Here is an 18,718-nt window from a genome sequence, read left to right on the forward strand (position 1 = left end):
GATTGCTTAGGCTTGATCTTCAGTATTTTCAACGCGGAACCGTTCCACCGATGCCTGCAAGTTGCGCGCCACACTCACTAGACCTTGCAACGAGTCAGACACCCGCTGTGCCTCCTGAGAGGTGGCCTGCGCTGTCAACTCAATGGATTGCATCACCTGCGCCATGGCTCGCGCCGATTCTGTTTGCTCGACCGTAGCGTTGGTAATCGAGCGCACAAGGGTATCAATTTGCGACGACACTTGGATGATGTCCTCAAGGGAGTGCTTGGCCTGTTCAGCCCGCTTCGTCCCCTCAATCACCTGCTGTGTCCCTTCTTCCATGGCGGTCATCACCGCACCGGTCTCGCTTTGAATTTGCAACACGATCTGCTCAATTTCTTTCGAGGCTTTGGCTGCGCGGTCTGCCAGTTGGCGTACCTCATCGGCGACCACCGCAAACCCCCGACCTGCTTCCCCAGCTCGTGCGGCCTCAATACTGGCGTTCAAGGCCAACAGGTTCGTGCGGTTGGCGATCGACGAGATCACACCGACAATCTTGGCAATCTCTTGGGAAGATTCCGCTAGGCGCTTCACCTTGCGGGTGGTCTCGGCCACCGTTTCCCGAATTTGCAAAATACCCGCCACTGTGCGTTCCACCGCCTCACCACCACGGAGGGCTGTTTCTGAAGCATTGCGTGCCACCTCATTAGCTTCTTGGGCACTTTCGGCCACCCGCTGAATCGCATTGGTCATCATCTGCACCGAGTTCAGGGTGACGGCTAGCTCCTCCGCTTGCCGCAGAGCATCTGCTGAGAGACTACGGGCAAAAGTTTCGTTTTCTGCCGCACCGCGACTCACCTGCTGGGCGGCAATTTTCACCTGTTGCACAATCGTCCGCAGGTTGTGAATTGTCAGGTTAAAGGAGTCGGCCACTGCGCCGAGCACGTCCGCTGTCACTTCCGCTTGTACGGTCAGGTCACCGCGGGCAGCCCCCTCCACATCATCGAGGAGTCGGATCACTTGGCGCTGTAAATCATCCCGCTGCCGTTCGTTTTCCTCTGCTTTTTTCTGGGCATCAGCAGTAATTTGCTGGATGGTATCCGTCATTTGGTTAAAGCTTTGTGCCAAGAGTCCCAGTTCATCGTTACTGGTGACCGGCACCCGCGCCGTCATATCACCGGCAATCACGGCATTACACTGTGCCTGCAAATCCGTACAGAAGCGCTTGATGCGGCTGACACTGCGCTGCCCCATGGCATAGACGGCCACCCCGGCGGTGAGACCAGCAGCAGTACCACTCACTAAAGGCGCAGGGCCGGAGGCACTAAAGCCTAAACTAACGGCACCCGCAGCCAAGGCGGAAAGGACACCACTGGTTACGGCTGAGGTAATGTTTTGCTGGCCAAAGGAACTCGTGGCCGTTGAGGTTGCTGGGACTGTTCTAGCCACAGGACTAGGACTACGGGAAGGTGTTGGCGCAGTAGCTGCTGGTGCTGCAACGGGTACTTGCTCGGTAAAGGCTGACAGATCCTGACTTGCTGCAGGGGGTGGGGTTTCAGCGCGGCTAGCAGTGCTTTGACTCAGGTCGAGGCTAAAATCGGCCAAGTCCTCAAGACTTTGCTGGCTGAGATCAAATTCATCCGGTAAAACTGCAAAGGTCTCGGTGCCGGCATCGGCCATCACGGTGGCATCTGAGCCAACAGCCCCCATACCATGCACTTGAGGATTGGCAATGGTCATTTCATCATCAAATCCCGCACCGGAGAGATCTGCATTGCCAAAGGAGAGATCCTCTAGGTTAAAGTCGGCAATGGATTCAAAGGGTTCAGCACCACCAGAGCTCGCTTCCCCTTGCGCGATCGCTGGTGCCTCTGGCTCCCTAACGGTTTCACCTGCGGGAAACTCAGACATGGCGATCGTTTGCTCATCCTCAAAGGTAGCGGGGTCAAAGGCCTCAGGAGACAGGGGTTCTGCCACAATATCTGGGGCTTCAAAAGCCTCAAGGGAAACCGAAAAGTCGCCAAAGAGATCGTCTTCCTCCTCGGCTGCATCAGAGGAACTTAATTCCGGCTGCGGCAACAATTCAATGGCATCTGCCGCCTCATTGGTCAACAAATCACTGATACCAGCGGCAGAGGTAGAGACTTCAGGAACATTGGTCTCAATGGATTCCGTCAGATTTGGCAAGAGGCTCTCTTCAGGAATGCTGGCTGCTGGGGCTTCCTCAATATCGCCAAAGAGACTTTCTGCCGACATATTTGCCGCTAGGGATTCCTCAAGACCGGGAAAAAGGCTCTCTTCAGAAGCGTTGGCTTCTCCCGATTCTGTAAGCCCCCCAAAGAGACTCTCTTCAGATACGGCTACTTCAGCAGCAAAGGGATCATCAAATGTTTCGAGGGCGGGGGGCGTCATTTCTTGAAACGGAGCCGCAGTACTTTCTGATGTCTCACCATCAAAAATAGGTCTGGCTGGTTCGGACGGGGTCAAAGGAGAACTTCCCATGAGCATTGTGACATCATCATCACTGATGGACTCTGTACCTAGGGGCTGCACGGATTCGCCGATGGGAATTTCTGGAATGTCCGCGACTGGCTCCTCCAAAGAATTGGCCGAAAAGGCAAAGGGATCCTGAACCGCCGCATCTTCGTCGAAGGGATTAAAGGCACCCTGTTCTAAACTGGCGCCAAATTCTTCCTCAATGCCGCCCACCTCAAGATCGTCAAAGGGGTTACTTGTCCCTAAATCGCTACCAAAGTCATCAAAGTGATCAAGACTCAATTCCTCTGAAGGGTTTGCGGCTTGGGGTTCCACAATGGGTGGCGTGGTTTGCAAAAAGGTATTGTCCCCCTGCAGTTGGGTGTGATCTCCTTGCAGGGGGGGGTGGTGTTCGCCGCCGTTTTTGGCAGGTTCAGCAGCGGGAATCAAATCCTTAATCTTGGCAAGGCTCTCGTTGGCCAAGTTGATCAATTCTGGATCCGTTGTGGCATTGAGAACCGCATGGTACTGCTCTTGAGCCTCGCTGTAGCGTTGTTGACAGCAGTAAATGTGCCCCCGCAGCAGCCGCAGGTTTGGATCGCCCGGTCGGGTGCCCACCAACTGGTCAGTGATTTTGGCTGCTTCTTCATAGTTGCCTTGCACATAAGCGGCAACCGCTTTTTGATATTCTTGGGTGTGTTGGGTGCTGCTGGATGCCATGGGCTTACTCCCAGAATGGACGATGACGAGGGGCAGAGAATTCTTAGGGACTACATCAAGGAAGCTTTAATTACTAAAGTATGCGCCAATCCTTGGGAAAGATAGCACGGGGGTGTTAATTTTCCTAAAGTGACTGGTGTTGATGGGTTCCATCGTGACACTTGCGGGCGAGTGTCATTGAGATTCTACTTTTTCTAGTTTAGAGTCCCCAACGAGCACTGCGTAAAATGGCGAGGGGATCCAAGAGCTTAACAATGTCCTGTTGCTCGGCATCAAAAACCCATTCGCCACGGACAAAGGGAGCCATCTGATCGCTGACATGGGTCGCGGGCTTAATGGTGTCATTGTTGAGCCACTCCATGCCTCGGACTTGATGAACTGCTAGCCCTACCATTAACTCATCATCTTCAATGGCAATAATCGATAGCTCAGAGCGATCGGTATTCAAGGGGGTGTCATCGCCAAGAAACTTACCGGTATCCGCGACCCAAATCACCTGCCCCCGCAAGTTCAAAATCCCCAGTAGCAGATTGGAGGTATTGGGCACTGGCGTAATGCGATCAGGAGTCACGGCCACAACTTCGCGTACCCCAATAGCCGGTAGGGCTAGGGTATCACCGCTAGGGATGGTAAAGAGGATATGTAAATCCCCCTCTGGGGTTCTGAGGTCATCGATATTGCCACTTTCGATGGGGGCATTGGTTGCGAGTAAGTCTGAGCTACTAAACATTTTTTTAGCCTCGCAAGAGTTGCTTGATGGTGCCAACCAGTTCTTTGGGGTCAAAGGGCTTCGTAATATACGCATCAGCCCCCTGTTTCATGCCCCAATAGCGATCAAACTCCTCACCTTTGGAGCTACAGATCACCACGGGAATGGATTGGGTGCGGGGGTCGGACTTAATTTGGCGACAGACTTCATACCCATTCATGCGGGGCATGACAATGTCGAGGACAACCACATCGGGCGTGCTCTGCTGCAATTGCTCCATTGCCTCGACACCATCGGTGGCAACGGTTACTTCAAAGCCTGTTTTCGCCAGCAATTCGCTGATCATTTCCCGCTGGGGTGGACTATCTTCGACAACTAAGACTTTACTCATAGGGGGTTACACGTAGAATTCAGGGTTTGCTTTATATTCTAAAAGCCTAAGAGGTTGACAGGTTGATGATAGCTAACCTGCTAACGGGGCGTCTCAAGGCCTGATTTTGGTTCTAGCACGTCGCCAAAGGACTCGTCTGTTAAGGAGGTCACAGGTGGCGCTGCACCAATGTAATGGTGCGTAATTGTTAACAATTCTTGAGTTGAAAAGGGCTTGCTGAGGTAATCAGTGGCACCGGCCACTTTGGCGCGCAGGCGATCGCTCCAACCAACGAGGCTAGTCAGCATAATAATCGGCGTATAACGGAAGCGAGGGGTGTGCCGTAGAAGGGTGCAAAATTCGTAGCCATCCAATTCGGGCATGGCAATATCGAGGAAAATCAGGTCGGGGTTGAGTTGGAAAATGAGACTCAAGGCCGTTAAGGGGTGGGCGATCGCCGTGGCTTCATAACCTGCGGCTTGCAGGGTGGATTCAACCACTTGACGGACAGTGGCGGCATCATCCACACACACGACCCGGGGCGATCGCCGCCAAGAGAGGGGGGGAAATGTACGGGTGTGGCCATTGGTTCCCCAAGAACTGACTTGTAAGTACCCTTGATGGAGATAGGGCAGCAGGAGTTTGCCCACCGTCACGCCATCTCGTCCCAGTTGCCGACTCAGACGGCGCAAGGTGATCCGCTCGCGCACGAAGGGTTCCAGTTGGCGAAACCACTGATCCGCTGGATCGTTGCCTGTGGGTTTAATATCCGTCAGTTCGAGGGATTGATCAAGGGAACGCAACTCTGGATGCAGTTTTTTCCATTCCCGCAGATGACTCAGGCTGTCATTGAGCAGCATTGTCAGGGAGAGATTGTGCCATTGGGGGGTGAGGGGACTCGCACTATAAAACTTGAACCAAGCGCGATTGAGGCTAACAACGTCAAAGAGACTCTCCCGCAGCAGCGCCCGCCACACGCTATGGATTTGATTGAGCTTGCAGTGATCGAGGAGCCACCACAGGCATTCGTATTCCACCCAACTGGCACCGGCTTTGCTTTCGATAAAGCTATCGGGACTCGGCCAAGGAATGCCCTGCCCATAGAGCAGATCCTGCAACCGCTCTAAACTGTGGCTGTGGCGATCGGCAATATACACTAGGTGGCCATGACTCAAAAAGAGAAGCCACGTATGACCGGCATCATCTTCGAGGTAGAGTTCCCCGGTGCGCTGGCCAAGGGCAAGGGTTTGGCACAGCGTGTAAATATCCGTATCGTTGAGGCATCCTTCCATGGCGCTATTATAGCGATCGCCAGCGGGCTGACCGCGACACCGGATAGTTCAGTCTCAGTTAGCGCTGGGTATAGCTAGAGAGCAATTGCACCAGTTGCTTCACAAGGGCTTCCTGATCGCGATTGATCTGGGGAAAGTTAAAGTCATCGCGAATATGAACCTCAAAGCCCGGCACCACCTCAATGCGCTTCCAAGATTCTGGTTGCGGTGAATGGCTCGGGGGCGGTACCTCGCGGCGGCTGACACTGGGACTGACGCGCATGGGTTCCCCATAGCGATGCTCAGAGCGGTCTTGTACCTGTTGCAAAAAGGCCAAAGCTGGGTTGATCGGGGGTGGATTCAATTGCAGATGAACCCCTTGCTCAAGGAGTGCCCGCAGTTCTGGGGTGCTCATGCGATACACCAGCTTGTAAATGGCACCTGCGGTATAGCCCTCCATCAACAGCCGCCGCACCACCAGCAATTGCACCAGGTGGCGATAGCCGTAGCGCCCTTCGCGGCCAATGCGAGCGGGACGGTCAATCAATTTGCAGGAGGTGTAATGGCGCACCAGACGCGGGTTGACCTCTTCCAAAACACGGTTTTTGGAATCCTCCTGGGGGAGGTGCTGGGGTAAGAGTTCGTTGGCGATTTCCACCAACTCATCTAATGACCATTGATCCTGAACGTGGATGAAATCTTGAATTGTTGCCATGATGAGCAAACACAGCCTTTTTTGAACGAAAAAAACAAAGAAGTCAGTTAGAGAGGGATTTTCCTGTCCCAGATAGAGCGCAAGGGCGCCTCTAGAGCAGGAGTGAAACTATATTATCGTATTTTTTTGGTTCTGTATCATTTTGGGTCTAATTTAGTCTTACAATTATCAAGGAAAAGTAAACACCTGAATATTACAAGGCTACAGAGAATTCAACGCAACGTGAAGCTGCATTGTGACACCAAAACAATTTATTTGATTCTAGCATACAGCGTTTGGTGTTGAGTGAACTTGTCCCAAAAATTACTGGGATTTTTGTGTTGTCAAGCAATTTGTTGCAGAGTTGTTACAAATTCAGGATAGGAGACGGCTGCCGCACTGGCGTTGTGAATGTGGCTGGTTCCTGTGGCATTGAGGGCAGCGATCGCCAGACTCATGGCCATGCGATGATCGCCGTAGGTTTCCACATGGGTGCCTTGCAAGGGTACGCCCCCCTGAATATCGAGGCCATCACTGAGTTCAGTGACCTTAGCGCCCATTTTTTGCAATTCTGTGGCCACGGCCTTGAGGCGATCGCTTTCCTTCACCCGCAGTTCTGCTGCATCCCGAATTTCGGTGATCCCCTCGGCAAAGGCAGCAGCCACAGCCAAAATCGGAATCTCATCAATCAAGCGGGGAATCAATTCACCGCCAATACGGGTTCCCTTCAGCCTCGCCGATCGCACCCGCAGATCTGCAACGGGTTCGCCTGTGACGAGCCGCTCATTTTCAAGGGTAATCTCGGCCCCCATTGCCCAAAGCACGTCGAGAATGCCGGTGCGGGTGGGGTTAACTCCCACATTGGTCAGTACTAGTTCTGAATCAGGGGTAATGGAGGCTGCCACCAACCAAAAGGCGGCTGAACTGATGTCGCCGGGCACAATCACCTTCTGACCCTTTAAGACCGCAGGTCCTTCAAGACTCACCGTACAGGTGGCCTCATCCACGCTCAAACAGGCACCAAAGGCCTGAAGCATACGTTCACTGTGATCCCGTGAGCGGTGGGGTTCGCGAATAATGGTGGTGCCTTCGGTGTGGAGGGCGGCGAGCAATAGCGCTGATTTCACCTGAGCGGAGGCAATGGGACTGTAGTAGGTGATTGGCTCTAAGGGCTGCCCCAAAACGGCCAAGGGGGCACGGCTGTGGTGTTGACGCCCCCAAATCTGGGCACCCATCTGCATCAAGGGTGTGACGACCCGTGCCATGGGGCGCGATCGCAATGAGGCATCCCCAGTCATCGTAAAAAAGCGACCTGTTTGCGCTGCCAATACCCCCAACAACAACCGCATCGTTGTACCAGAGTTGCCGGCATTCAGGACATCCACGGGTTCTTGGAGATGGCCAATTCCCAAGCCTTGAACTGTGACTGCTGTGGCATTGAGATCTGAAATCTCGGCACCAAGGGCGCGAAAACAGGCGGCGGTGCTACAGGTATCTTCACCCACGAGCAGGCCTTCAATATGGGTAGTGCCCTCTGCCATTGCCCCCAACATCAGGGCACGGTGGGAAATGGATTTATCCCCCGGTACCTGGAGGGTGCCCTGCAGGGGATGGCCATCGGCCTGAATTTGCCAAGTGTCGTCGGATGTAATCTGAATCACCGCCATGGGACATCTGGATAAAACCGCGTTCTCGATTGTCCCACGTCTGTTGCGCTATCGACCCATCGAGCGTTTGAGTTCCTCAAGGGCAGTTTGCAATTCCAAGCGGCGAAACTCGGCTTCAATTGGGTCATTCAGGTCACTGCTCATGCGCGGTGGTGGTGGGGGCGGTGGTGGGGGCGCACTAGCACTAGGCACACGGTTCATGACTTCCCGGCGGCGATCGCGAATCTTTTGCAGCAGCTGCTGGGTAACGGGAATTTGATTGAGGGCGTCGAGGCGTTGCGTCCACAATTGTTCCCCCCGTTGGCGCAATTCGGCCTCCCGTTGTCGTGCCAATTCGGCCAGATCAGGACGCTGAGCGGCCATAGCGGTGTGGGTACGATCGCGCCAGCGGCGAATCTCGGAAACAAGGCCTAAAATTTGCTGTTCGCAGGTATTGACTTCCTGTTGCAGCCGCAGTAGCCGCTCTTGGGTTTCCCGTTCTTGATCCTCTAGCTCAAGGAGCAGTAGATTGAGTTCAAGCTGCGGATTGGCACGAATAAAGTCCTCGAGTTTTTGCTCTAGGAATGCATTCAAGTCGCGGAAAAAGCTCATGAGTGCCCCTTTTTTTAAAAACTTTGGCCAACAGTGAGGGAGCGCACTTCCCCTTGACGCCGTAGCACCGCCCGCTGATTTTGAATCTGTACCAGTTGCCAGCCGTCGTTGCCAATTGTATCGCCCACACTCAAGCGCAGTGTTTGGCCATTGCTTTGAAAAAGAGCCACTGAGCGATCGCCCAGTTCGAGGATGCCAACTAAGGTATGTTGGGGGGGCGCCGGTGTAGGGGCAGGGGGTACCGGTGTGGCTGCCGGCGTAGGAGCTGTCACCGTTGGTAAATTGGGCAGGGTCACCGTTGGCGCGCTGGGGGCTTGGTAGACGGGAACGTAAATGCGTTCAACCGTCGGGGTGGGGGTTGAGGGGGTGCGAACCGAATTGCTGGCGATCGCCGGCGGCGAAGGGGTTGGGGGGGCGGCTTGTTGGCTGAGCAGCTGCAGGGAGGTTTGCAGATACTCAGCGAAGGCAATGTCCGCAGGGCTGGTGGTTGTGGTCACCGTAGCGTCAGGGGCAACTGCAACTGGTTGGCGATTCAGACTGATCCAAAGGCCAACTCCTAGGACAAAGGAGGCAATGCCAACCCCCATCAAAAAGCGATCGCCCCAAGAAAAGGCCTGCTCTGGTTCCGATCGGTGCAGCCAGCGAGAAGGTTCCGCCGGTGGTGGGGGCGGAGGAGGAGTTGTCGCTTCAAAGGGGACGAGGAGGGAAGGTTCCGGTTCTAAAACCGCTGCTAGGGATTCTGGCTCATTGAGGTCGGCCTCCACAGCGGCAAAGACTTCATCCAGCAAGCGGTTGGCTTGGACATCTGTCAGACAGGTTTCCATGGTATAGGGGTCTGTCCTCTGCGGATCATCGCTCCGTGTCATCACCCATGCCTCACAATAATCACCAAAAACGCCCAACCTTGCCTATTTCTTTTACGATGGATGACTAAATTCTATGCAATCCCTCTCCTATTGGCCACCACTGCCGCTGCACTCTGGCGTGATCCACACGGTCTTTACTGCCTATGTCCAACGCTGGGGGTGCCTCTACCCTTGGCAACCGCAAACCAGCCATGTTTTCCATGGGGCGGCGGGCGTGCCCCTGTACGGTGAGGGGTATCGGCTTGGCCAAGCACGCGGAACCATCATTGCCACCTACGGCATTACGGGTGATCTCAAGAATCAATGGTACTTGCATACCCTTGCCCATTGGGCGATCGCCCGCCGCTTTGATGTGGTGCTCTTCGACTGGCGTGCCCATGGCCGCAGTGCTGAACTTTCTCCGGCGTTGACCAGTGATGGGCTTTACGAAGGCCAAGACTTTGTCGCGATCGCCCAACAGTGCCAAGAACTGGGCTATAGGCCGCCCTACTGGTTTGTTGGCTATTCCTTGGGGGGGCAGTTAGCCCTTTGGGGGGCGTGGTATGCCCAACAGCAAGGGACAAAAGAGATTGGGGGGGCGGCTGTGATTTGCCCCAACCTTGACTCCAACCGCTCCCTTGCCCACCTCGGCACGACTTTTTGGGGACGGCAATTTGAACGCGCCATCAGCCGTCAACTCCAACACTTGGCTCGCCACCTGCATCGCCTTCATCCTCAAATCTTTGATCTCAACACCGTTGCCCAGATTGACACCATTGCCGGTTTTGATGCCGCCCTCGTCATTGACCGCCTTGGCTTTGGCAGTGTGGCCGAGTATTACGCTGCCAGTAGTCCCTTGCCGCTGCTGCCGCAACTGACAATACCCCTATGGATTCTCTATGCCGCCGATGATCCCCTATTTGATCCCAGTCTGGTGCCAGAACTCCTAGCCATTGCCGAGGCCAACCCTGCCCTCACCCTGCTGATGACAGAGCAAGGGGGTCACGTGGGCTTTACCAGCGATCGCAAGTGTCAACGCCTCTGGGGCGATCCCGACTACTGCTGGGGGATTCATCGGCTCTTGGATTGGCTAGGGCAGCAACCTAGATAACCTACGAAAGTATAAAGGCGGCACCCGGATTCGAACCGGGGGATAAAGGTTTTGCAGACCTCTGCCTTACCACTTGGCTATGCCGCCCTATTTGGCAATTTCCCATTATAGCCGATAGCGCTCTTGCCATCGTTGATTGTTTTAGCTTACTGACCAGATTGCTCAAGGTAACGCTGGATGGCTTCACGGGTCACTGCCGCCAGAGACATGCCCTTGGCCGCTGCTAATTCCTTAAGCTGCTGGTATTGATCGGCACGCACATCCACGCGGTAGCGCTTTGTCGCGGTAGCTGGAATATAGGTAGCGGCAAATTCCCGCAAGGCAGCCAAGCCGACGCGGTGGCAAAAGTCCCCAAAGGATTCGCCCTTGTGCCGGCGATCGCGATAAAAAACTAGCAATGGCTCTAGGGCTGTTTCCAGTTCGGCAATCGGTAACCGCTCAATATAGACCTCTGCTAAGCGGGTTTGATCGGGACTCCCCCCCACCCAAGTCTGATAGGCGCCGGGGACAATGCCAACAAAGCCCAATTCCGCCAAGTAGGGGCGGGCACAGCCATTGGGGCACCCCGTCATCCGAATCACAAAGTGCTCTTCTTGGAGTCCCAGCCGATCCATGAGGCGACGAATCCGCTCCAGTACCCCCGGAATTGCCCGTTCAGACTCGGTAATGGCCAAGCCACAGGTAGGCAACGCCGGGCAGGCCATGCTATAGCGTTCGAGGGGATCAATGGCATTGACATCACGCACCCCGTGCTGCTCAAGGATGTGCTGAATTGCATCCTGTTGATCGGGAGAAACATCACACAGGAGCAGATTTTGGTGAGGCGTGACCCGCAGGGGGAGCTGAAAGTCTTGGACGATTTTCTTGAGGGCCGACTTGAGTTTGAAGTTCCCCTGATCAAGGATGCGGCCATTGGCAATGGAGAGGCCATAGAAGAATTTGCCATCTCCTTGGGGGTGCCAGCCCAAAAAGTCCTGATAGCGCCACGGCGGCAGCGGGCGAAAGGGTTCGAGGGGTTTGCCAAAGTATTCTTCCACCTTGGCCTTGAATTTTTCGACTCCCCAATCGTGGATCAGGTATTTCAAACGGGCGTGGCGCCGATTATAGCGATCGCCATAGTCCCGCTGGGTGGCCACGATCGCCTTCACCGCCTCATAGACATCTGCCGCTCGGACAAAGCCAATTTCATCAGCCATGCGGGCAAAGGTTTCTTCTTTGTTGTGGGTGCGCCCCAAACCACCACCGGCATAGATATTGAAGCCCTCAAGATGGCCTTGGGCATCTATAATCACCACCAGTGTCAAATCTTGGGAGAAGAGATCTACGGAGTTATCCCCCGGCACCGTGACACAGCACTTAAATTTGCGGGGCATATAGTGATCGCCGTAGATTGGCTCTTCGTTATTGGGAAAGATCGTGCCATTGCCATTGCGCTGCCGTGCCGCCTTGACATCGGGGTGCTCTTCGGCGGAGATCACCTTTTCACCATCGAGCCAAATCTCGTAGTAGGCACCGGTTTGTGGGGTCAGCAGATCGGCAATGCGGTGGGCATACTCATAGGCAAGGGCATATTCCGGGCGATCGCGAAAGGGGGCGGGTGGCGCCATGACATTGCGGTTCAAATCACCGCAGGCGCCCAATGTGGATCCCATGCTGCGAATAATGGCTGCGATCGCTGCTTTCAGATTCTTCTTGAGAATGCCGTGCAACTGGAATCCTTGCCGCGTTGTTGCCCGCAGGGTGTGGTTGCCATACTCATCCGCCAAGCGATCCAAGGTTAAATAGAGCTGCGGCGGAATATACCCTCCTGGACTGCGGGTACGCAGCATGAACTGGTAGTCTTTCTCCTGACCCTTGACGCGGTTATCGCGGTTGTCCTGCTGATAGGAGCCGTGGAACTTGAGGATCTGCACCCCCTCTTCGCTAAAACGATTCGTTGGTTCTAGCAGTTCTGTGGCTAGGGGTTCCCGCAGATGTTGGCTTTGTTCCTTGAGAGCCTCAATTTTTGAGCGTTTCAGGGCAGCATCAGCAGAGGGGGGCGAAGCAACCATAGTGTTCTTTTTTCCAGCAGGTGAAAGTAACTAAAATGACGACAGCCAAAAGTCCCTAATCTTGATCGGGAAAGTGAGCTATCTCATTTTAGCGAACCTGTGGAACGATTAACAGGAGGGTTCTTCCTTGGAGGCACAGTCCTTTTGCCAGCAGCGTTCGAGGTAAGCATCGTAATACTGCCGCCAGAACCGTTTGGGATTGAGGGTAAAGCCCGGACTAAATAGCCGTTGGTTCAAATACTGCCAGAGGGGAAAGGCGAGGACACGACGCGTAGCCATAAGCACACCGTGAGCGTGAGCGATTCAAAAACTTCAACTTACCTTGATCATAGACGAGGGTTCTGGGGGGCAAGGGTCTCTGCCAAGTTTCTTAACGCGCGAGAAACCGTCCGAGGGGCGAAAAATGTTAAAATCTGTAAAGTTTTCTGGGATCACCGATGCGGGTTGTCATTGTTGGTGCAGGATTAGCCGGCTTAGCCGCCGCAGTGGATTTGGTGGATGCCGGTCACAGTGTTGAAATCTATGAATCCCGTCCCTTTGTGGGGGGCAAAGTCAGCAGTTGGCAAGATACCGATGGAAACCACATTGAGATGGGGCTGCATGTCTTCTTTTACAACTACGCCAATCTCTTCGAACTGATGACCAAGGTGGGGGCGATCGCCAACCTACTACCTAAGGAACATACCCACACCTTTATTAATCGCGGTGGTCAGGTGGGAGAACTGGATTTTCGCTTTCCCTTGGGTGCCCCCTTCAACGGTCTCAAGGCCTTCTTCACCACCAGTCAACTCTCTGCTGCCGATAAATTCTTTAATGCCATTGCCCTTGGCACCAGTCCTGTGGTGCGGGGTCTGGTGGACTATGAGGGGGCAATGCGCCAAATTCGCGCCTTAGATCGGGTCAGTTTTGCGGAGTGGTTTCGCCGCCATGGGGGCTCAGAAAACAGTCTCAAGCGCCTTTGGAATCCCATTTCCTATGCCCTTGGCTTCATTGATACCGAGCAGATGTCCGCTCGCTGTATGCTGACGATCTTTATGATGTTTGCCGCCAAAACCACTGCCTCACGGCTGAATATGCTCAAGGGGTCACCGGCAGAGTACCTGCTCAAGCCGATCGTGAACTACCTTGAAGCGCGGGGGGCTAAGATTCATCTGCGGCGACGGGTGAAGGAAATTCGCTTTCGCGGCGAGGATCCGAGCACTTGGCAGGTGGAAGGGTTGGTGATTCCCCTAGGCGAAAAACTAGAAACAGTTACAGCGGATGCCTATCTATGTGCCTGTGATGTGCCGGGGATTCAGCGCCTGATTCCGGCGGCGTGGCGATCGCACCCAACCTTTGACAACATCTTTAAGCTCGAGGCCGTGCCTGTGGCCACGGTACAACTGCGATTTGATGGCTGGGTTACGGAACTGCAAGACCCCAGTAAGCAAAAACAGGTGGCGGCAACGGGTATTGATAACCTGCTCTACACTGCCGATGCTGACTTTTCCTGCTTTGCGGATCTGGCCCTCACTAGTCCAGCGGACTACTATCGCGAAGGTCAAGGCTCCTTACTGCAAGTGGTGCTTACTCCCGGTGATCCCTTCATCAAAGCCAGCAATGAAGAAATTGCCCAACATGTGCTGCGCCAAGTCCATGAACTTTTCCCCTCGTCGCGCCATCTGAACATGACATGGTACAGTGTCGTCAAATTAGCGCAGTCCCTCTATCGCGAAGCCCCCGGCATGGATCCCTATCGTCCGCCCCAAAAAACACCCGTTCCTAACTTTTACTTGGCGGGCAGCTATACGCAGCAGGACTACATTGACAGCATGGAGGGCGCGACAATGTCCGGACGACAAGCCGCCCAAGCGATTTTGGCAGGAGGTCATGGATGAGTTGGTTAGAGCATACGGTTCAGATTGAAGTGGCAGCCGATGTCGATCGCGTCTGGGCACTGTGGTCGGATCTGGAGAAAATGCCCCTGTGGATGAAGTGGATTGAATCTGTGGTCATCACTGAAGAAGACCCTACCCTATCGCGCTGGACATTGACCACGGGCAACTGGCACTTTAGCTGGCGATCGCGCATTTGCCGCCAAGTGAAGCACCAAATGATTCAGTGGGAGTCCGTGGATGGGCTGCCCAATCGGGGTGCAATTCGCTTTTACGATCGCCATGGCAGCACCATTGTGAAGCTGTCGGTGTCCTATGCCATTCCGGGAATTTTGGGACAAATGATGGATCGCCTTTTCCTTGGCCGCGTAGTTGAAAGTACATTGCAAGCAGATCTCGAACGCTTTCGTGAATATGCCCAACAAATGCAGCCCACACAGGTTTCCTGAGGTTGACTCAAAGTTGGGATAGACCAAAAGAGATCGCGATCGCCAGCAGGGCTGCACCGGGAAACGTGAGTACCCATGCCATGAAAATTTGCGCCCACACTTGCCAGTTCACTTCCCCTTGATGGCGATAGCCAGCACCCGTAATCGCACCCACCACGACTTGTGTCGTACTGACGGGAAAGCCCACCAGACTTGCGGCTCCCACAGTCAAGGCGGCACTGAGATTCGCTAAGCAGCCACTCACAGGGTCAAGGGGTGTAATTTTCTCCCCCGTAGTGCGGATAATGCGTTCGCCGCCGCCATAGGTACCGATCGCGATCGCCAAGGCACAGGCAGCCATCACCCAGAAGGGCACACCCGCCTCCGGTGACAGTTGTCCCCAACTCACAAGGGCAAGGGTGATCACCCCCATTGTTTTCTGGGCATCGTTGGCACCGTGGGCAACGGCCATCAATGTTCCGGAGAGAATCTGCAACCGTTGCCAGTGCTCTGGGGGGAGTTCTCCTTGCCATTGCAACCACTTTTCGACTAGGGTCATCAAACCAAGGCCGATGGCGATCGCCACCAAGGGGGACACGACCATGGGAATCACCACCGCCTCAACAATCCCCTGCCAATAGATGATTTGTGGTGACACTTGAAAGAGGGCTGCCCCCACCAAGCCACCAATGAGGGCATGGGAAGAACTACTGGGTAAACCCCAATACCAAGTGAGCAAATTCCAGCCCATCGCGCCGAGGAGTGCGGCACTAATCACGCCAAACCAATGGGCACCCAAGGCACTGCTGTTGAGAATGCCGGCTTCAATTGTTAGCGCCACCCGCGTACTCAAGAAGGCACCACCAAAATTAGCCGCAGCAGCAAGGATGAGCGCCGATCGCAGGGAAAGGGCACGGGTGGCCACCACCGTTGCAATGGCATTGGCGGCATCATGGAAGCCATTGGTGACATCAAAAAGGAGGGCGATCGCAATCAACCCCCCCTTGAAATCAATGGCCATGCCCTAGGCAGAGGCACTCACTTGATCTTTGTCCTTGGCGAGGAATTTCTCCAGTTCGGCAAGGGCGTCGGCATCTACCTTCGTTTGCATGGGGCAGAACTTCGGCCCGCACATGGAGCAAAACTCAGCCGTTTTATAGATATCTGCCGGTAGGGTTTCGTCGTGGTATTCCCGTGCCCGATCCGGATCGAGAGCCAGTTCAAATTGGCGGTTCCAGTCAAAGTTATACCGTGCCCGCGACAGTTCATCATCGCGATCGCGCGCCCCCGGACGATGACGGGCAATATCCGCTGCGTGAGCCGCAATTTTGTAGGCAATCAAGCCATTGCGCACATCTTCAGCATTGGGTAAGCCAAGGTGCTCTTTGGGGGTTACATAGCAAAGCATGGCCGTGCCGTACCAACCCGCCATCGCCGCGCCAATGGCACTGGTAATGTGGTCATAGCCGGGGGCAATATCCGTGACCAAGGGCCCAAGGACATAGAAAGGAGCTTCAGAGCATTCTTCCATCTGCTTGCGCACATTGAATTCAATTTGATCCATGGGCACGTGGCCGGGGCCTTCCACCATCACTTGGACATCGTGTTCCCAAGCCTTGCGGGTGAGTTGACCGAGGGTTTTCAATTCCGCCAATTGAGCTTCATCAGAGGCATCATGGAGACACCCTGGCCGCAGCGAGTCCCCGAGGGAGAAGGAAACATCGTATTTTTTGAAGATCTCAATAATGTCGCGGAAGTGGGTGTAGAGGGGATTTTGCTTGTGGTGATACAGCATCCACTTGGCGAGAATGCCGCCGCCGCGCGACACAATCCCAGTGATGCGGTTTTTCACCAAAGGCAGATATTCAATGAGAATCCCCGCATGGATCGTCATGTAGTCCACCCCCTGCTGGGCGTGCTTTTCAATCACATGCAGAAAGTCATCGGGGGTAAGCCGCTCAACGCTACCGTGGACGCTTTCAAGGGCTTGATAGACGGGCACCGTTCCAATGGGCACGGGTGAGGCATTAATAATGGCGGTGCGAATGGCATCCAAATCCCCCCCACCCGTGGACAGATCCATCACCGTGTCGGCGCCGTATTTAATCGCTAGCCGTAGCTTTTCGAGTTCCTCCTCTAGACTGGAGGAGTTGGGAGAGGCACCAATGTTGGCATTGACTTTGCACTTGGCAGCAATCCCGATCGCCATCGGCTCGAGGTTGGGGTGATTGATATTGGCGGGAATAATCATCCGCCCACGGGCAACTTCATCGCGAATCAATTCCGCAGGCAGGTTTTCCCGCCGCGCCACATAGTGCATTTCTTCGGTGATAATCCCTTGGCGGGCATAATGCATTTGGGTAACATTGTCATGCCCTTTGCGGGCAGCAATCCATTCGCTACGCACCATTGATAGAATCCTCTCTAGACAGCTTCCCTGCGCCAGCATGATCTGGTTCAGGTTCTAAGGGTTTGCTCTCAGCCTGCTCTGACCGCAGACACCCCTAGCATGTCGTTCATTCTATCACTTTGCTTTTGGGGGGTGGGGATCAGTCTAATCAGTCTAAAACGTCAATGCGCACAGGGCCGACACCGACACCAATGAGGCCAATGGCAGCCGCCGCGCCCCGCGAGAGGTCAATTTCCCGTCCCCCCGTAAAAGGCCCGCGATCGTTAATGCGGACCACTACTGAGCGGCCATTCTGGAGATTTGTCACCCGTACCCGTGTCCCAAAGGGCAGTGTGCGATGAGCCGCCGTCAGGGCGTCCTGATCAAATCGCTCGCCATTGGCAGTGCGGGCACCATGGAAGCCGGGGCCATACCACGAGGCAATACCCGTCAACTGCATCCGAATCGGTCCCATGGCCACAACGGTATTTGGTCTACCCTCTACGCTGGTTAGGGCAGGGGCATTCCCCAGTTGGCGGCGGATCAGGTTAGCAATGCGCAGGGCATTTTCATCATTGCGTTGTGAACCATTGGGAAGTGTGACTTGATGGTTCAGAGTCAGGAGAGGTTCTTTGTCGGCGTAGATGCGGTATTGCTGTTGTTGGGCATCCCAACCCACGCGCACAAGGTTGGCATCAAAGCCCTGTTCGTGGAGCTGATTGAGGCGAGCGGTAAGAATGGTTGCCTGTTGGGCTGCTTCTGAGAGGGTGGTTTGCTCTGGCATTGCGGCGCCGTTGGCGGCAGCGACTTTGACGCCCTCTGTAGCTGCTACCCGTTGACCCAAGAAGGTGAGTACGGGAATCCCCCGCAAATAGACGGTTACGGCTTCGCGGCCTTGCTGTTGGTGACGATGCAGACTGGCGATCGCCCGCGTTGCTGTTGGGGTCGTGGATTGACGTTCCCCCACTTTGGTGGCAACGACAGCGGAAGAGGGGGCTGAACCTGACTCTATGGCTGGTGTGGTTGTGGTTGCACGGCTACTGGAAAGGATTCCCAACACAGCCAACGTGCTTGTTGTCAGACCCACATAAAGCGTTTTTTTCATAGGCGTCCGTTAAAAAGGGCATCCATACGGCTGGACAGTAGGGCACCAACATCACACAGGGGTTACCCCTACTGGTGCCGTGTTCGCTCTCATCGCGGAACTGTTTCAACCTACCACGAAGGCCTAGAATCAAGCATCAGGGGCATTTTGTTCATGGTAAACATTTTGAAAAAGAATAAAAAAGCGCTGAAGGCGGTGAAACCTACGCAGACTGGCATATTAACGGAATTTACAGTTGACGAAAGAAAATAAGAAAATTTTATAAACTTTTAACAAATCGTTTTTAATTTCTGAAGATTTCTGTGACTCAGATCACCAAAAATAAAAATTTATCTAAAAGAGAAAATTTGCTTTTTGCGACCTTTTCTGTGTGCCATAGGACGATTTCTCACCCAATTTTGTTTCCCGTTTTACCCCTTTTGGGATGCGCCTCTAGCCA

At 54.4% G+C, this 18,718-nt stretch carries 16 protein-coding genes, 1 tRNA gene and 1 riboswitch; of the genes, 3 read left to right on the top strand and 14 right to left on the bottom strand.

All coding sequences use genetic code 11. The annotated features are described in order from the left end of the window. Positions 1-6: 6 nt before the first annotated feature. The 8 genes from RHK62_RS00335 to RHK62_RS00370 all read right to left on the bottom strand — a co-directional run bounded on the left by RHK62_RS00335 (position 7) and on the right by RHK62_RS00370 (position 9,342). Positions 7-3,174, bottom strand: a complete 3,168-nt coding sequence (locus tag RHK62_RS00335) for a methyl-accepting chemotaxis protein (protein WP_225901606.1) — start codon at positions 3,172-3,174, stop codon at positions 7-9. Positions 3,175-3,373: 199 nt separating this feature from the next. Further along, positions 3,374-3,904, bottom strand: coding sequence for a chemotaxis protein CheW (locus tag RHK62_RS00340; RefSeq protein WP_149817107.1), 531 nt, complete (start codon positions 3,902-3,904; stop codon positions 3,374-3,376). A gap of 4 nt (positions 3,905-3,908) precedes the next feature. After that, entirely contained in the window at positions 3,909-4,274 is a 366-nt protein-coding gene (locus RHK62_RS00345) for a response regulator transcription factor (RefSeq protein WP_149817109.1), read from the bottom strand. Between the two features lie 80 nt (positions 4,275-4,354). After that, positions 4,355-5,545 (bottom strand): response regulator, encoded by a 1,191-nt coding sequence (locus tag RHK62_RS00350; protein WP_302676941.1) that lies wholly within the window; start codon positions 5,543-5,545, stop codon positions 4,355-4,357. A gap of 58 nt (positions 5,546-5,603) precedes the next feature. Beyond that, positions 5,604-6,239, bottom strand: coding sequence for a MerR family transcriptional regulator (locus RHK62_RS00355; protein WP_149817113.1), 636 nt, complete (start codon positions 6,237-6,239; stop codon positions 5,604-5,606). 323 nt (positions 6,240-6,562) lie between these two features. Continuing rightward, on the bottom strand, positions 6,563-7,885 hold the full coding sequence (aroA, locus tag RHK62_RS00360; protein WP_310453070.1) for a 3-phosphoshikimate 1-carboxyvinyltransferase: 1,323 nt from the start codon (positions 7,883-7,885) through the stop codon (positions 6,563-6,565). Positions 7,886-7,933: 48 nt separating this feature from the next. After that, positions 7,934-8,476, bottom strand: coding sequence for a hypothetical protein (locus RHK62_RS00365; RefSeq protein WP_310453071.1), 543 nt, complete (start codon positions 8,474-8,476; stop codon positions 7,934-7,936). Positions 8,477-8,490: 14 nt separating this feature from the next. After that, positions 8,491-9,342 (bottom strand): hypothetical protein, encoded by an 852-nt coding sequence (locus tag RHK62_RS00370; protein WP_310453072.1) that lies wholly within the window; start codon positions 9,340-9,342, stop codon positions 8,491-8,493. A 73-nt stretch (positions 9,343-9,415) separates the two neighbouring features. On the opposite strand from RHK62_RS00370, the gene RHK62_RS00375 reads away from it, so the two are divergent. Next, the gene (locus RHK62_RS00375) at positions 9,416-10,432 is read left to right on the top strand and encodes a YheT family hydrolase (RefSeq protein WP_302678549.1); all 1,017 of its coding nucleotides are present in this window, start codon (positions 9,416-9,418) and stop codon (positions 10,430-10,432) included. A gap of 15 nt (positions 10,433-10,447) precedes the next feature. Here the strand turns inward: RHK62_RS00375 and RHK62_RS00380 are convergent. From RHK62_RS00380 to RHK62_RS00390, 3 genes are all read right to left on the bottom strand, one after another. Next, positions 10,448-10,519: transfer RNA gene (locus tag RHK62_RS00380), tRNA-Cys, on the bottom strand. Between the two features lie 59 nt (positions 10,520-10,578). Further along, complete coding sequence (gene sir, locus RHK62_RS00385) at positions 10,579-12,483, bottom strand: sulfite reductase, ferredoxin dependent (RefSeq protein ID WP_310453073.1); 1,905 nt, start codon at positions 12,481-12,483, stop codon at positions 10,579-10,581. A gap of 108 nt (positions 12,484-12,591) precedes the next feature. Then, on the bottom strand, positions 12,592-12,762 hold the full coding sequence (locus tag RHK62_RS00390) for a hypothetical protein (RefSeq protein WP_190278128.1): 171 nt from the start codon (positions 12,760-12,762) through the stop codon (positions 12,592-12,594). A gap of 158 nt (positions 12,763-12,920) precedes the next feature. Here RHK62_RS00390 and zds point away from each other — a divergent pair, with 158 nt between their 5' ends. Together zds and RHK62_RS00400 are read left to right on the top strand one after the other, a co-directional pair. Beyond that, complete coding sequence (gene zds / locus RHK62_RS00395) at positions 12,921-14,360, top strand: 9,9'-di-cis-zeta-carotene desaturase (protein ID WP_310453074.1); 1,440 nt, start codon at positions 12,921-12,923, stop codon at positions 14,358-14,360. Then, on the top strand, positions 14,357-14,806 hold the full coding sequence (locus tag RHK62_RS00400; protein ID WP_206200587.1) for an SRPBCC family protein: 450 nt from the start codon (positions 14,357-14,359) through the stop codon (positions 14,804-14,806). Before zds ends, RHK62_RS00400 begins: the two co-directional genes overlap by 4 nt. Positions 14,807-14,813: 7 nt before the next feature. Here RHK62_RS00400 and RHK62_RS00405 read toward each other — a convergent pair whose 3' ends face one another. From RHK62_RS00405 to RHK62_RS00415, 3 genes are all read right to left on the bottom strand, one after another. Then, positions 14,814-15,806, bottom strand: coding sequence for an inorganic phosphate transporter (locus RHK62_RS00405; RefSeq protein WP_302676949.1), 993 nt, complete (start codon positions 15,804-15,806; stop codon positions 14,814-14,816). A gap of 3 nt (positions 15,807-15,809) precedes the next feature. Beyond that, positions 15,810-17,192: a phosphomethylpyrimidine synthase gene (gene thiC, locus RHK62_RS00410; RefSeq protein ID WP_302679175.1), complete on the bottom strand. Its 1,383-nt coding sequence runs from the start codon at positions 17,190-17,192 to the stop codon at positions 15,810-15,812. Between the two features lie 10 nt (positions 17,193-17,202). Next, positions 17,203-17,301, bottom strand: a riboswitch (TPP riboswitch). A gap of 42 nt (positions 17,302-17,343) precedes the next feature. Further along, positions 17,344-18,279 (bottom strand): septal ring lytic transglycosylase RlpA family protein, encoded by a 936-nt coding sequence (locus RHK62_RS00415; protein ID WP_310453075.1) that lies wholly within the window; start codon positions 18,277-18,279, stop codon positions 17,344-17,346. Positions 18,280-18,718: the final 439 nt, after the last annotated feature.

The organism is Thermosynechococcus sp. HY213, assembly GCF_031460975.1.
In the GTDB taxonomy this organism is placed as follows: Bacteria; Cyanobacteriota; Cyanobacteriia; order Thermosynechococcales; family Thermosynechococcaceae; genus Thermosynechococcus.